This is a genomic window from Nocardioides sp. IC4_145 (genome assembly GCF_011250565.1).
In the GTDB taxonomy this organism is placed as follows: Bacteria; Actinomycetota; Actinomycetes; order Propionibacteriales; family Nocardioidaceae; genus Nocardioides.
In genome coordinates this window covers 25,631-39,545 of sequence record NZ_JAANMS010000016.1, presented here as the reverse complement: position 1 = coordinate 39,545, position 13,915 = coordinate 25,631, and the positions used below count along the sequence as shown (strand labels likewise).

The 13,915-nt window shown below is 72.9% G+C and carries 10 protein-coding genes; 4 read left to right on the top strand and 6 right to left on the bottom strand.

What is annotated here, in order from left to right; genetic code table 11:
• Positions 1–32: 32 nt before the first annotated feature.
• From G6553_RS09045 to G6553_RS09025, 5 genes are all read right to left on the bottom strand, one after another.
• The gene (locus tag G6553_RS09045; protein WP_166191251.1) at positions 33–1,226 is read right to left on the bottom strand and encodes an amidohydrolase; all 1,194 of its coding nucleotides are present in this window, start codon (positions 1,224–1,226) and stop codon (positions 33–35) included.
• A gap of 144 nt (positions 1,227–1,370) precedes the next feature.
• A complete protein-coding gene (locus tag G6553_RS09040; protein ID WP_166191249.1) occupies positions 1,371–2,453 on the bottom strand; it encodes a ScyD/ScyE family protein in 1,083 nt (360 codons plus the stop codon).
• Positions 2,454–2,552: 99 nt separating this feature from the next.
• On the bottom strand, positions 2,553–3,563 hold the full coding sequence (gene meaB / locus G6553_RS09035) for a methylmalonyl Co-A mutase-associated GTPase MeaB (RefSeq protein WP_166191247.1): 1,011 nt from the start codon (positions 3,561–3,563) through the stop codon (positions 2,553–2,555).
• Entirely contained in the window at positions 3,563–5,698 is a 2,136-nt protein-coding gene (gene scpA, locus G6553_RS09030; protein WP_207619556.1) for a methylmalonyl-CoA mutase, read from the bottom strand. The genes meaB and scpA overlap by 1 nt, the downstream gene beginning before the upstream one ends.
• A gap of 23 nt (positions 5,699–5,721) precedes the next feature.
• Complete coding sequence (locus G6553_RS09025; RefSeq protein ID WP_166191243.1) at positions 5,722–7,485, bottom strand: methylmalonyl-CoA mutase family protein; 1,764 nt, start codon at positions 7,483–7,485, stop codon at positions 5,722–5,724.
• Between the two features lie 481 nt (positions 7,486–7,966).
• Between G6553_RS09025 and G6553_RS09020 the strand changes: the two genes are divergently transcribed.
• The 4 genes from G6553_RS09020 to G6553_RS09005 all read left to right on the top strand — a co-directional run bounded on the left by G6553_RS09020 (position 7,967) and on the right by G6553_RS09005 (position 12,653).
• The gene (locus G6553_RS09020; protein ID WP_166191241.1) at positions 7,967–9,040 is read left to right on the top strand and encodes a glycosyltransferase; all 1,074 of its coding nucleotides are present in this window, start codon (positions 7,967–7,969) and stop codon (positions 9,038–9,040) included.
• Positions 9,041–9,156: 116 nt separating this feature from the next.
• A complete protein-coding gene (locus G6553_RS09015) occupies positions 9,157–9,858 on the top strand; it encodes a succinate dehydrogenase cytochrome b subunit (protein WP_166191239.1) in 702 nt (233 codons plus the stop codon).
• A gap of 12 nt (positions 9,859–9,870) precedes the next feature.
• A complete protein-coding gene (locus G6553_RS09010; protein ID WP_166191237.1) occupies positions 9,871–11,913 on the top strand; it encodes a fumarate reductase/succinate dehydrogenase flavoprotein subunit in 2,043 nt (680 codons plus the stop codon).
• On the top strand, positions 11,910–12,653 hold the full coding sequence (locus G6553_RS09005) for a succinate dehydrogenase/fumarate reductase iron-sulfur subunit (RefSeq protein ID WP_166191235.1): 744 nt from the start codon (positions 11,910–11,912) through the stop codon (positions 12,651–12,653). The genes G6553_RS09010 and G6553_RS09005 overlap by 4 nt, the downstream gene beginning before the upstream one ends.
• A gap of 210 nt (positions 12,654–12,863) precedes the next feature.
• Here the strand turns inward: G6553_RS09005 and G6553_RS09000 are convergent, their stop codons facing one another.
• Positions 12,864–13,865, bottom strand: coding sequence for a type IV toxin-antitoxin system AbiEi family antitoxin domain-containing protein (locus G6553_RS09000; protein ID WP_166191233.1), 1,002 nt, complete (start codon positions 13,863–13,865; stop codon positions 12,864–12,866).
• Positions 13,866–13,915 lie beyond the last annotated feature (50 nt).

The window sequence follows — 13,915 nt, the reverse complement described above, 5'->3', positions numbered from 1 at the left end:
CCGAGCCGTGACCCGGGCGCCTGGAGCAACGGCTAGCGGTCGGTGACGACGGCGGCGGCCGCCGCACCGGCGAGGACGCGGGCGCCGATGCCGATCGCCCGCTCGTCGACGCGCAGGTCGCCCTGGTGCAGGTCGTACGTCGGGCCGCCCGGCGTGCGCGTGCCGAGCCGCATCATCGCGCCGGGCACCTGGTCGAGGTACCACCCGAAGTCCTCGCCGCCCAGGCTCTGCGGCGCGACCACCTGGCCGCCGTCGCCGAGCACGTCGTGGACGGTGCGGGCGAGGATCCGGTTGGAGACCGGCTCGTTGACCACCGGCGGCACGCCGCGCTGGTAGTCCACGACCGCCGTCACGCCGTACGGCGCCACGATCTCGTGCACGACCTCACGCACGATCCGCTCGCAGTCGGCCCAGGCGACCGCGTCGAGGATGCGCACCGTGCCCGCGAGCGCCCCGACGTCGGGGATGACGTTGGGTGCGGCGCCCGCGCGGACCATGCCCCACACGACCGAGACGCCGGCCCGGGGATCCATCCGGCGGCTCAGCACCGCGGGGAGCTCGGTGGTCACCTTGGCGAGCGCGAAGGTCAGGTCCCCGGTCAGGTGCGGTCGGCTGGTGTGGCCGCCCCGGCCCTCCAGGCGGACCTCGACCCGGTCGGCCGCGCTGGTCAGCGGCCCGAGCCGCAGCCCGACCTGGCCCACGTCGACGCCGGGGTCGCAGTGCAGGGCGAAGATCCGGTCGACGTCGTCGAGGACGCCCAGGCTCATCAGGTGCACCGCCCCGCCGGGCATGACCTCCTCGGCGGGCTGGAACAGCAGCCGCACCCGGCCCCCGAGCAGCCCCTCCTCGTGCACCCGCGCCAGCGCCAGCGCGGCGCCGACGGCGGCCGTGGTGTGCACGTCGTGGCCGCAGGCGTGCGCGACGTCCGGCACGGTGCTGCGCCACGGGTCCTCGGTGACGTCGTGCACCGGCAGCGCGTCCATGTCGGCCCGCAGCGCGGCGACCGGGCCGCCCTCGCCGATCTCGGCGACGACGCCGGACCGTGGCATCCGCCGGACCCGCCAGCCGACCTCCTGCACCCGCTCCGCGACCAGGGTGGAGGTGCGCTCCTCGTGCCAGGACAGCTCCGGGTGGGCGTGCAGGTCACGACGCAGGTCGACGAGCTCCGCCTCGTGCTTCTCGACGACCTCGCGGATCAGCTCGTGCACGCGGGGGTCCCTGGTCATCAGGCTCCCCAGGTTAGTCCCCCGGCTCGCACGCCCCGCCCGACCACCCTGGGGCAGACACACTCCCGCCTCGTGCTGCCACGCGTGCGCCGGGGCGCACGGTGGGCATCACGAGGCGGGAGGAGGGGGCGCAGCAGTCCCGGCTCAGAGGCCGAAGCGCATGACCTTGCCGTTGGGGGCGTCGCCCGGCTCGCCGGACATGCCGGTCATCGCGTTGGTGGTCGCCCACAGCGAGCCGCCCTTGATCTCCAGCCCGGCCGGCATGGCCGCCTTGCGGAAGAGCTGCGGGGTGTCGGTGCCGGCGGCGACCTTGAGGATGCGACCGGTGAAGATCTCGCTCACGTAGAGGTCACCGTTGCGGGCCACGGCCAGGCCGGTGGTGCTGACGAAGCCGCCCGCGACCTTGGTGACGTCCCCGGTCGCCGGGTCGATGCGGAGCACCGAGCCGTTGGCGCCCAGGCTGCCGTCCTCCGGGCCGCCGGGGAGGCTGGTGACGTACAGGTCGCCGTCGGGGCCCACCTCGATGTCGGTGGGCACGCCCTCGAGGGCCATGGTCTTGCCCGCGACGCAGTCGGGCAGCTCGAGCGCCTCGGCGGCCTCGGCCGGGACGACGACCTCGACCGGCGGCAGCGCGGCCACCGGGGTCACCTCGCCGCCAGCGATCTTGAAGATCGCGTTGGCGCCGGCGTCGGCGACGTACACCGTGCTGCCCGCGACCGCGGTGGCATAGGGGTGCGTCTCGACGATGCCCTCGTACTCCTGGAGGAACGGCGGCACCTCGCAGCCCTCGTCGAGGTCCTGCAGGCCGTAGACGGTGTCACCGTCGGGGTTCAGCGCGCGCTCGGCGGCACCGATGTCGCCGATGGTGCGCGTCTTGCCCTTCCGGACCTGGCGGACGATGCCGCCCTCGTTCTCGCCCCACGACACGGCGTAGGTGATGACGTTGTCCGTGACGTCGACGGCGCCGATCTCGCGGCCCTTCATCGCCTTGGCGACGACGACCGGCTTCTTGCCCTTCTTGACCTTCATCAGCTGGCCGGCGAAGTTCTGGGACACGTACGCCGCGCCGTTCGACTTCACGGCGAGGCTGAGGGGGCTGAGCAGCTTGCTGGCGACGACCTGCTTGTCACCGGCGGCGGCCGGGGCGGAGGCGGCGGACGCGCCGGCGGTCGGCACGGCGAGCGCGAGGGTGGCGACCGAGGCAGCGGCGAGGGTGGTGCGCTTCATGGGGTTCCTCCAGGAGGGGTGGCTGGAGCCCCGATCCTGGGCGGCCCGCCGTCCCGGCCGCATGAGTCAGATGTCCCATCTTCGAGGGACCCGTCCGGGTCAGTCCTCGGGGGTGGGGGATCCCCCGGACGGAACCGAGTCGTAGGCCGCGAGGATCCGGTCGGCGGCCACCGTGGCGGGCAGGTCCCCCGCCAGCACGGCGGCCCGGATCTCCTCCCGGACGGCCCGCACCGCGGGCGAGTGCCGCAGCCGCTGGTCGAGCTCCTCGCGGACCATCGCCCAGGTGAAGTCGAGCTGCTGCTCGGCACGCTTGCGGGCCAGCCCGTCGGTGCCGAGGTGCTCGCGGTGGGCCAGCACGCGGTCCCACAGGTCGTCGACGCCGACGTCGGTCAGGCCCGAGCAGGTCACCACCGGCGGCGCCCACTCCGCCATCCCGCGCACCATCCGCAGCGCGCCGGCCAGGTCGCGCGCGGCCACCCGGGCCTCGCCCTCGCGGTCACCGTCGGCCTTGTTGACCGCGATCACGTCGGCGATCTCGAGGATGCCCTTCTTGATGCCCTGGAGCTGGTCACCGGTGCGCGCCAGCGTCAGGAACAGGAACGTGTCGACCATCCCCGCGACGGTGACCTCCGACTGCCCCACGCCGACGGTCTCCACCAGCACCACGTCGTACGACGCCGCCTCGAGCACCGCCATCGCCTGCACCGTCGCGCGAGCGACGCCGCCGAGGGTGCCCGCGCTGGGCGAGGGCCGGATGAACGCGTTCGGGTCGGAGGCGAGACGGCCCATCCGGGTCTTGTCGCCGAGCACCGACCCGCCGGTGCGCACCGACGACGGGTCGACGGCCAGCACGCCGACCCGGTGGCCGGCCGCGGTGAGCCGGCTCCCGAGCGACTCGATGAACGTGGACTTCCCGACCCCGGGCACGCCCGAGATCCCGACCCGGACGACGTCGCCGCCGCCCGACTCGTCCGAGAGCTCGGTCAGCAGCTCCCGGGCGAGCGCCCGGTGCTGCGGGCGCGAGGACTCCACCAGGGTGATCGCCTGGGAGACCGCGGCCCGCTTGCCGGACCGGATCCCCTCGACGAGCGTCGGGACGTCCGGCGGCATCAGTGACCGAGCTGCTCGCGCAACCGGGCCAGCAGGTCGAGCGCGGACTCGGCGATGACGGTGCCGGGCAGGAACACCGCGGCCGCCCCCATCTCGGTCAGCGTCGGCACGTCGTCGGGCGGGATCACGCCGCCGATCACGACCATGATGTCGGACCGGCCCTGCTCGGCGAGCGCGTCGCGCAGCGCCGGCAGGAGGGTGAGGTGGCCCGCGGCGAGCGAGCTGACCCCGACGATGTGGACGTCGGCGTCGACCGCCTGCTGCGCGACCTCCTCGGGCGTGGAGAACAGCGGCCCCACGTCGACGTCGAAGCCCATGTCGGCGAAGGCGGACACGATGACCTTCTGGCCGCGGTCGTGGCCGTCCTGGCCCATCTTCGCGACGAGGATGCGGGGCCGGCGGCCCTCGTTCTCCTCGAACTCGGCGGTGGCGTCGAGGACCTGCTGGACCAGGGTTCCGTCGCCCTCGCCGGCGGTGTCGCGGTACACGCCGCTGATCGTACGGATGACCGCCTGGTGCCGGCCGTAGACCTTCTCCAGCGCCTCGGAGATCTCCCCGACGGTCGCCTTGGCGCGGGCCGCGTCGACGGCGAGCCCGAGCAGGTTGCCGTCGAGGCCCTGCCCCGCGCCCCGCTCCGCGCTGTTCGTCAGCGCCTCGAGCGCACCGCGCACGGCGTCGTCGTCGCGCTCGGCGCGCAGCCGCTCGAGCTTGGCGACCTGCTGGCGGTAGACGTCGTCGTTGTCGACCTTGAGGACGTCGAGCCTGTCCTCGGCGGCCAGCCGGTAGGTGTTGACGCCGATGACCTTCTGCGCGCCGGAGTCGATCCGCGCCTGGGTGCGGGCCGCGGCCTCCTCGATGCGCATCTTCGGGATGCCCTGCTCGATGGCCTTGGCCATGCCGCCGGCCTGCTCGGCCTCCTGGATGTGGGCCCACGCGCGCTCGGCGATGTCGTGGGTCAGCCGCTCGACGTAGTAGGAGCCGGCCCACGGGTCGATCGTCCCGGTCGTGCCGCTCTCCTGCTGGAGCAGCAGCTGGGTGTTGCGGGCGATGCGCGCGGAGAAGTCGGTCGGCAGCGCGATCGCCTCGTCCAGCGCGTTGGTGTGCAGCGACTGCGTGTGGCCCTGGGTCGCGGCCATCGCCTCGATCGCGGTGCGCTGGACGTTGTTGAAGACGTCCTGAGCCGTCAACGACCAGCCGGAGGTCTGGCTGTGCGTGCGCAGACTGAGCGACTTGGGGTTCTGCGGGTCGAACTGGCGCACCAGGCGCGACCACAGCGCGCGGGCGGCGCGCATCTTGGCGACCTCCATGTAGAAGTTCATGCCGATCGCCCAGAAGAAGCTCAGGCGGGGCGCGAACTGGTCGATGGTCAGGCCGCTCTCGAGGCCGGCGCGGATGTACTCCACGCCGTCGGCCAGGGTGTACGCCAGCTCCAGGTCCGCGGTCGCCCCGGCCTCCTGCATGTGGTAGCCGGAGATCGAGATCGAGTTGAACCGGGGCATCCGCTGGCTGGTGAAGGCGAAGATGTCGGAGATGATCCGCATCGACGGCGCCGGCGGGTAGATGTAGGTGTTGCGGACCATGAACTCCTTGAGGATGTCGTTCTGGATCGTCCCCGCGAGCTGCTCCGGCTTCACCCCCTGCTCCTCGGCCGCCGCGATGTAGAGCGCCAGCACGGGCAGGACCGCGCCGTTCATGGTCATCGACACCGACATCTCGTCGAGCGGGATGCCGTCGAAGAGGGTCCGGGTGTCGTAGATCGAGTCGATCGCCACGCCGGCCATGCCGACGTCGCCGCGCACGCGCGGGTGGTCGGAGTCGTAGCCGCGGTGGGTCGCGAGGTCGAAGGCGACCGAGAGGCCCTTCTGCCCGGCCGCGAGGTTGCGGCGGTAGAAGGCGTTGGACTCCTCCGCGGTGGAGAAGCCGGCGTACTGCCGGATCGTCCACGGCTGGGTGGTGTACATCGTCGGGTAGGGCCCGCGCAGGAACGGGCTCAGGCCGGGGAGCGTGTCGAGCGCGTCCAGGCCCGCGATGTCGCCCTCGGTGTAGACCGGCTTGATCTCGATGCCCTCGGGCGAGGTCCACGCCTCGGCCGGGGCCGGCGTGGACGGCGCGCCCGCGCCACCGGTCAGCGGCAGGCCGGCGAAGCTCTTCGGGACGGTCACTGGAGCTGCTCCCTCGTGCGGGTCAGGAACGCGAGGGCGTCGACGCCCATCGCGCAGGAGTCGTCGACACCGTCGCGCGGCTTGCCCGCGACGATGACGTGGCGCGCGCCGGCCTCGCGCAGGGCGGGCACCAGCTGGTCGGCCCACTCGTCGTACGCCGCATCGGAGCCCGCGAGGCAGACGACCGGGCTCGCGCCCCCGGCGGTGTACGCCGCCACGACGTCGTCCACGCCGCCGGTCGGTCCCGCCACCTCGACGGCGATCCCGCCGGCGGCCAGCAGGTTGGTGGCGAAGGTGGCCCGGGCGGTGTGCGCGGCGACCGTGCCCATCGTCGCCAGGAACACCGGGCGGGCCGCCGGGGCGTCGCGCAGCTCCTCGAACGCCGCGCCGTAGCGGCGGACCGCGTCGGCGGCGGCGTCCGGGGCGCGCTCGGGAAGCTGCTCGGCGAGGTTCGGGAACTCGGTGAGTCCCGTGATCGGGCGCTTGCGGGTCGCGACCTCGCGCTCGCGGCGGGCCACCGTCTCGGCGATCGCGTCGTCGAGGGACTGCGCCGACTCCGGGCCCGCGTCGAGCCGGCCGAGCACGTCCCACCCGGCGACGGCGAGGTCGTCGGTCAGCTTCTCCACGGCGTACGCACCGCCGGCGGGGTCGGCGACCTTGGCGACGTGCGCCTCGTCGACCAGCAGGTGGGAGGTGTTGCGGGCGATCCGGCGGCCGAAGGCGTCCGGCCGACCCAGCGGGCTGTCGAACGGCAGCACCGTCACGGCGTCCGCACCGCCCACGCCGGCCGCGAACGAGGCGACGGTCGTGCGCAGCATGTTCACGTAGGGGTCGTACTTGCTCATCATCGGCCGGCTGGTCACCACGTGCTGGCGCTGCTCGGCCGGGGCCGCCTCGCTCAGCTCGAGCACGCGCGCCCACAGGCGGCGGGCGGCACGGAGCTTGGCGATCGTCGGGAACTGCTCGTCGGTCGCGGCGTACCGGAACTCGACCAGCCCGACCGCCTCGTCGAGCCCGAACCCTGCCTCGGTCAGCACGCGCAGCACGCGGGCGGCCACCCACATCGAGTAGCCGAGCTCCTGGGCGTCGGAGGCACCGAGGTCGTGGGCGACCGTGGCGTCGACGACGACGCCCAGCACGCCCCTGTCGAGCGCGAGGCGCGCGACGGCGACGAGGTCCTCGTCGGAGGCGCGGCCGTCGACACCGAGGTTGGTGCCGTCGGCCGGCGTGGTGCTCCCGAGGTGGGCGAGGAACGCCTCCGCCACCGCGACCGGGGCGGTCGGAGCGTCGAGGACGACGGGCGCCAGGTCGAGCAGCACGCCCTCGAGCAACGCCGGCAGGTCCGTCTCGGCGTCGGCGGTGACCCACAGCGACGCGACGCCGCCGTCGAGGTCGACGAGCGCCTCCTCGTTGGCCTGCTTCGCCGGCACGCCGGTCGCACCCAGGTGCGCCCGCACGTCCCACGGCCCAACGCGCGTCGGACGGCCGGTGGTGCTCAGCCCCTCCAGCAGCGCGGGCGTGCCGAGCGGCGTGACCTCGATGCCGTCGAGCGTGGTGCGGGTGAGCTTCGTCCACACCGCGTCGTCGGGGTCGTCGTCCTTGAGCCGGCGGGACTTGCGGAGCACCGCAGCGGCGGCCTGCTCCCAGTCCTGGACCGTCCACCGGTCGCCCTCACCGGCCAGGTCGAGCGTGCCCTGCTCCGGCTCCAGCTCGGTCGGCTCGTCGAGGCCGCCCTCCACCGCGCCTTGGGGTTGCGTCATGGTGCGAACGATAAGGACGCCACGTGACGGTGGCCACCGAGTGTGACGTTTTCGACCCCACCTCACCCGCCGCCCCGGTGCCGCTGCTGAAGGTCGAGGATCCCTGGGGCCAGACGTGGCGGATCAGCCGCCGGCGGGTGCCGTGGCGGCGGACCAGGAGGCGCCCCGGCGCCGATCCCCCACCGGTCGGGCAGGGAGGCGGCCCCAGCGCCGACTCCCGCTGGTTGAGCAGGGACGCAGGGCCGCAACCACAATCATCGAGTCCCGACACAGCCCCCTCGGCCGCCGCCGCGCCGGAGGCCGAGCCACGGGCCCCGGGTACGCCGCGCAGGTCGGAGCCGGAGGCGGCCGCCGGAGGCCCCGGACCGCAGGCGGACGCCGCAGGCCCCGACCCCACCCCGGCGTACCCCGGGACCGGGTGTTCACGTGTCGTGCACGCGCCCGCAGCCGCACCGCCACCTGCGGCGGCGACGGTGGGGGCATGCGGATCACGCTGGTGACCGAGACCTGCCGGCCGGCGGGCGAGCCGACGCTCAAGGCGACGACGGACCGGCTCGTCGACCTCGGGCACGACGTGCGCCTGGTGGCGCCCGCGCCCGGGATGACGGACTACCGGAGGTGCCGGGTCGACCGCGTGACGCCGCTGGAGCGTCGGAGCGCCCAGGTGCGGGCGGCGATCGACGCCCACCGACCGAACGTCGTGCACGTGACCGACCCGGGTCCGCTCGGCCGCCGAGCCCTCGCCCACGCCCGTCGGAGCGGCATCCCGACCGTCGTGGTGCAGCAGCAGGCCGTCCCCGCGGGCTCGCTCGACCGGTGGCGCCTGCGGGTCGGCGCGCGGGCCGACCGCGTCGTGGTGACCGCCCGCTGGCACGCCGACCGGCTCGCCGAGACAGGGGTCCCGGCGGAGACCTGGCTGCCCGGCGTCGACACGGCCGCCTTCACCCCCGCGCTGCGCGACCCGTGGCTGCACGACCGGTGGGCGCGGGCGCGCTCGGCCGACGGCCCGCTGGTCGTGGTCGGGTACGTCGGCGGGCTCCACAAGCGGGACGGCGTACGCCGCCTGGCGACGCTCGGGCAGGTCCCCGGCATCCGCCCGGTGCTCGTCGGCGACGGCCCGCAGCGGGACTGGCTCGCCGCCCGACTGCCCGGCGCGAAGCTCACCGGGGCGCTCGCCGCAGGGGACCTCGCCGTCGCGATGGCCAGCCTCGACGTGCTGGTCCACCCCGGGGAGGAGCAGACCTGCTGCCACGCCCTCCGCGCGGCCGCCGCGAGCGGCGTGCCCGTGGTGGCACCCCGGGCCGGCGGTGCCCGCGAGCTGGTCCGACCACTCGAGACCGGGCTGCTCTACCCGGCGGGCGACCCGCTCGGACCGGCGCGGGCCGTGGCGGTCCTCGCCGGCGACGGACAGCGCGCGCTCATGGGCCGGCGCGCTCGCGAGCTGGCCGCCGAGCGGTCCTGGGCCGACGCGGTCGACGAGCTCGTGCACCGGCACCTCGCACCGCTGGCCACCGCGTCCACCGGGCGGCGTACGCCCTCCACGGCCGGCCGGTGACCATCCCCAGGACGACGCGCGACCGCCCCGGGAAGTTCCTGACCCGCGAGTAACAAGGCATATGTCACACGCCTGTCGCGCCCCGCCGCCGGTGCCGAGAGGTAGCGTGGTCCCTCGTGGCAACCCCGACCCTCGTCAAGGGGGCGCGCGCGACGCGCTCCACCGTGGCGCTCAAGATCGTCATGGCCGTCAGCGGCCTCGTCTTCATCGGCTACGTGCTCGCGCACATGTACGGCAACCTCAAGGCGTTCGCCGGCCACGACGCGTACAACGACTACGCCCACCACCTGCGCGAGTTCGGCGAGCCGATGCTCCCCTACGAGGGCTTCCTCTGGGTGATGCGCCTCGTGCTCGTCATCGCGCTGGTGGCGCACGTCGGTGCCGCCGTCGCGCTGTGGCGTCGTGCCGCGAAGGCCCGCACGGTGAAGTACCAGGTCAAGAAGAACCAGAGCTCCTCGCTCTCCTCGCGCACGATGCGCTGGGGCGGGCTGGCGCTGCTGCTGTTCATCGTCTGGCACCTGCTGCACTTCACCGTCGGCAAGGTCAACCCGAGCGGTGGAGCCACCAACGACCCCTACAACCTGATGGTCGAGTCCTTCGACCTGTGGTGGATGACCGTCATCTACCTGCTGGCGATGCTCGCGCTCGGCTTCCACCTGCACCACGGGACGTTCAGCGCGATCCAGACGCTCGGCTTCACCAACACCGCCTCCTCCCGCGCCCGCGCCAAGCAGGCCGGTTGGGTGCTCGCGGTCGTGGTCGCCGGCGGCTTCTCGCTGGTCCCCCTGTCCGTCCTCGTCGGCATCATCGAGAAGTAAGGAAGGCGCACCATGGCCTCCGCCCAGGGCACCTCGCCCCTCAACCAGCCCGCCCAGCAGGTCTCCGACGACGCGCGCGGCTACTACACGCCCGGCGAGCCGATCGTCGACCCGGTCGCCCCGACCGGCCCGATCGACCAGCGCTGGACCCAGCGCATCTTCGACAACCGCCTGGTCAACCCGGCCAACCGCCGCAAGCTCGACATCATCATCGTCGGCACCGGCCTGGCCGGCGGCGCCGCAGCCGCCACGCTCGGCGAGGCCGGCTACAACGTGAAGTCCTTCTGCTACCAGGACTCCCCGCGCCGCGCGCACTCGATCGCGGCCCAGGGCGGCATCAACGCGGCGAAGAACTACAAGGAGGACGGCGACTCGACGTTCCGCCTCTTCTACGACACCGTCAAGGGCGGCGACTACCGCTCGCGCGAGTCGAACGTCTACCGCCTGGCCGAGGTCAGCGCGAACATCATCGACCAGTGCGTCGCGCAGGGCGTCCCCTTCGCCCGTGAGTACGGCGGTCTGCTCGACAACCGTTCCTTCGGCGGCGTGCAGGTCTCCCGCACGTTCTACGCCCGCGGCCAGACGGGCCAGCAGCTGCTGCTCGGCGCCTACCAGGCCATGGAGCGCCAGGTCGCGGCCGGCACGGTCACGCAGTACACCCGCCACGAGATGCTCGAGGTCATCGTCGCCGACGGCAAGGCCCGCGGCATCGTCGCCCGCGACCTGGTGACCGGTGAGATCGAGACCCACCTGGCCGACGTCGTCGTGCTCGCCAACGGTGGCTACGGCAACGTCTTCTTCCTCTCCACCAACGCGATGGGCTCCAACGTCACCGCCGCGTGGCGCGCGCACCGCAAGGGCGCCTACATGGCCAACCCCTGCTACACGCAGATCCACCCGACCTGCATCCCGGTCTCCGGCGCGCACCAGTCGAAGCTGACCCTGATGTCGGAGTCGCTGCGCAACGACGGCCGGATCTGGGTGCCCAAGAAGGCCGAGGACTGCGACAAGGACCCGCGCGACATCCCCGAGGAGGACCGCGACTACTACCTGGAGCGGATCTACCCGGCGTTCGGCAACCTGGTCCCCCGCGACATCGCCTCCCGCCAGGCGAAGAACATGTGCGACGAGGGCCGCGGCGTCGGCCCGGCCGTCACCGAGGTCGGCCCCGACGGCACCGAGCAGCAGGTCCGCCGCGGCGTGTACCTCGACTTCGCCGACGCGATCTCCCGCATGGGCCGCAAGGCCGTCGAGACGAAGTACGGCAACCTGTTCGACATGTACGCCCGGATCACGGGCGAGGACCCCTACGAGACGCCGATGCGCATCTACCCGGCGGTCCACTACGTGATGGGCGGCCTCTGGGTCGACTACCACCTGCAGTCGACGATCCCCGGCCTCTTCGTCACCGGCGAGGCCAACTTCTCCGACCACGGCGCCAACCGCCTCGGCGCCTCGGCGTTGATGCAGGGCCTGGCCGACGGCTACTTCGTCCTCCCGAACACCATCCGCGAGTACCTCGCCGACGGCCCGTTCGAGAAGATCGACGAGTCCCACCCGGCCGTGGTCGAGGCCCGCACCGACGTCGAGCAGCGGATCCAGAAGTTCCTGTCGATCAACGGCACCCGCAGCGCCGACTCCTTCCACAAGCAGCTCGGCAACATCATGTGGGAGTACTGCGGCATGGAGCGCTCCGAGGAGGGCCTGCGCAAGGCGATCGACATGATCCGGGACCTCAAGAAGGAGTTCTGGACCGACCTGCGGGTCCTGGGCACCAACGAGAGCATCAACCAGAGCCTCGAGCGGGCCGGCCGCGTCGCCGACTTCATCGAGCTCGGCGAGCTGATGTGCATCGACGCCCTCAACCGTCGCGAGTCCTGCGGCGGCCACTTCCGCGCCGAGTCCCAGACCGAGGACGGCGAGGCCCTGCGCCACGACGACGAGTTCGCCTACGTCGCCGCGTGGGAGTGGACCGGCGAGGACGGCCTGCCCGTCCTGCACAAGGAAGACCTGATCTACACGGCCATCGAGATGAAGCAGCGGAGCTACAAGTGAGACTCACCCTCAACATCTGGCGTCAGCGGGACGCGGCGTCGGCCGGGTCGATGCAGAAGTACGAGCTCGACGGCGTCTCCGAGGACATGAGCTTCCTCGAGATGCTCGACGTGCTCAACGAGCAGCTCAACGAGCAGGGCGAGGAGCCGGTCGCCTTCGACTCCGACTGTCGCGAGGGCATCTGCGGCAACTGCGGCCTGATGATCAACGGCCAGGCGCACGGCCCGGAGGTCACCACGACCTGCCAGCTGCACATGCGCTCGTTCAAGGACGGCGACGACATCACGATCGAGCCGTGGCGCTCCGACGTGTTCCCGGTGCTGCGCGACCTCATCGTCGACCGCAGCGCGTTCGACCGGATCATCCAGGCCGGCGGCTACATCTCGGCCAACACCGGCTCCGCCCCCGACGCCCACGCGGCGCCGGTGGAGAAGAAGAAGGCCGACCGCGCCTTCGACGTCGCCACCTGCATCGCCTGCGGCGCCTGCGTCGCGGCCTGCCCCAACGGCTCGGCCTCGCTGTTCATGGGTGCCAAGATCACCCACCTCGGCGAGCTTCCCCAGGGCCAGCCGGAGCGCTACGACCGCGTCGTCAACATGGTCGGCCAGCACGACGCCGAGGGCTTCGGTGGCTGCACCAACATCGGCGAGTGCACCGCCGCCTGCCCCAAGGAGATCCCGCTCGACGTGATCTCCCAGCTCAACAAGGACCTGCGCACCGCGCTCAAGCAGGGTCGCTGATCCTGGCCCGCGGCTGACCGCACGTCGTACGACGGCCCCTCCCCCGCCCGGGGAGGGGCCGTCGTCGCGTCCGGGCCGCCCGGATCCGGGGTGTTGGGGCGGCGGGGGTGTTGGGGTCACCGGTTCACCGGTGACCCCATCGCACACCACGGCAGATCTCCCCCGGTATGCGAGGGGGTGCCGTGGGAAGCGGCTGAGGGCGGAGGTCCCTCAGCTCGCCCGGCGACGACCGTTCAGCGCGGCACGAATCCGAGCGACGAGCCGCTCCGGGTGCTCGAGGTCGGCCCAGGTGACGCGGATGCACCGCCAGCCGGTCAGCTCGGTCACCAGCTCCTCGCGGCGCTTCTCGCGCAGGACGACGTCCGCGGCGGACTCCCCCGCGGGGACGAGGTCGGTGTACTTGACCCTGCCGTCGACCTCGAGGAACACGCCGAGCTCCGGCCACGCGAAGTCCACCCGCGCGACGATGCGGCCCGTCGTGTCCCGGACCTCGTGCTGCGGCACCGGCATCACCAGGCCGCGGTCCCAGCACAGGAACAACAGTCGGCTCTCCGCCACGCTCTCGCAGCGGGCGTCCGCGAGCCTCAGCACCAGCTCGGTGCGCAGGCTCCCCGGCCACCGCCGCATCGAGGTGGCCGACGGGGACACGACGCCCAAGCGATCGCGCTCGATCGTCACCGTCGACCCGTAGCGCGCCCACAGCTCGGGCAGCGTGACGTGCCCGGCGTGGAGAAGGTGGTTGACCACGACCAGGGACGGCTCGACCGGCGCGATCGTGGTGATCTCGAGCGCGGTCCTCGCCGCCGAGGTCACGTCGACCCCGTCGACCGGGGCGAAGTCCACCGGCAGCAGGAGGCCCGCGTGCTGATGCACGCCGGCCTCCTTCCGACCTGCCCGGGCGTCCTTCCGCGTGCCGTGCACGACGTCCAGGTCGAGTCCCCAGAGGGGCGCGCCGTACGCCGGAAGCGCCGAGACGTGCGACAGGACTAGCTCGCTGGCGGCCCGCCGCTGGACGGCGTGACAGCGCGCGGCGTACTTCTCGGCGCTGGTCAAGGTGCGCCACAGCTGCCCGTCGGCGTAGGAGCCGTAACGCACCCGCACCAAGTCGCCGGCTCGGACGGCCCGGGAGATGGCCCGGTCGTCCCACCCGCGCGCCAGCAGCTCCCGGCGCAGGGTGAGCGGCGGGTAGGACCGCCAGTCGCGAAGCATCATGCAGGCGTCGTGCCCGCGGCCCCAACTGGCGACACCACCGCTCCGCTGGC

Bases quoted from the DNA above. Each gene is read 5' to 3' on its own strand.
- G6553_RS09045 (WP_166191251.1), bottom strand. From the start codon at position 1,226: ATGACCAGGGACCCCCGCGTGCACGAGCTGATCCGCGAGGTCGTCGAG.
- G6553_RS09040 (WP_166191249.1), bottom strand. From the start codon at position 2,453: ATGAAGCGCACCACCCTCGCCGCTGCCTCGGTCGCCACCCTCGCGCTC.
- meaB (WP_166191247.1), bottom strand. From the start codon at position 3,563: ATGCCGCCGGACGTCCCGACGCTCGTCGAGGGGATCCGGTCCGGCAAG.
- G6553_RS09025 (WP_166191243.1), bottom strand. From the start codon at position 7,485: ATGACGCAACCCCAAGGCGCGGTGGAGGGCGGCCTCGACGAGCCGACC.
- G6553_RS09020 (WP_166191241.1), top strand. From the start codon at position 7,967: ATGCGGATCACGCTGGTGACCGAGACCTGCCGGCCGGCGGGCGAGCCG.
- G6553_RS09010 (WP_166191237.1), top strand. From the start codon at position 9,871: ATGGCCTCCGCCCAGGGCACCTCGCCCCTCAACCAGCCCGCCCAGCAG.
- G6553_RS09000 (WP_166191233.1), bottom strand. From the start codon at position 13,865: ATGATGCTTCGCGACTGGCGGTCCTACCCGCCGCTCACCCTGCGCCGG.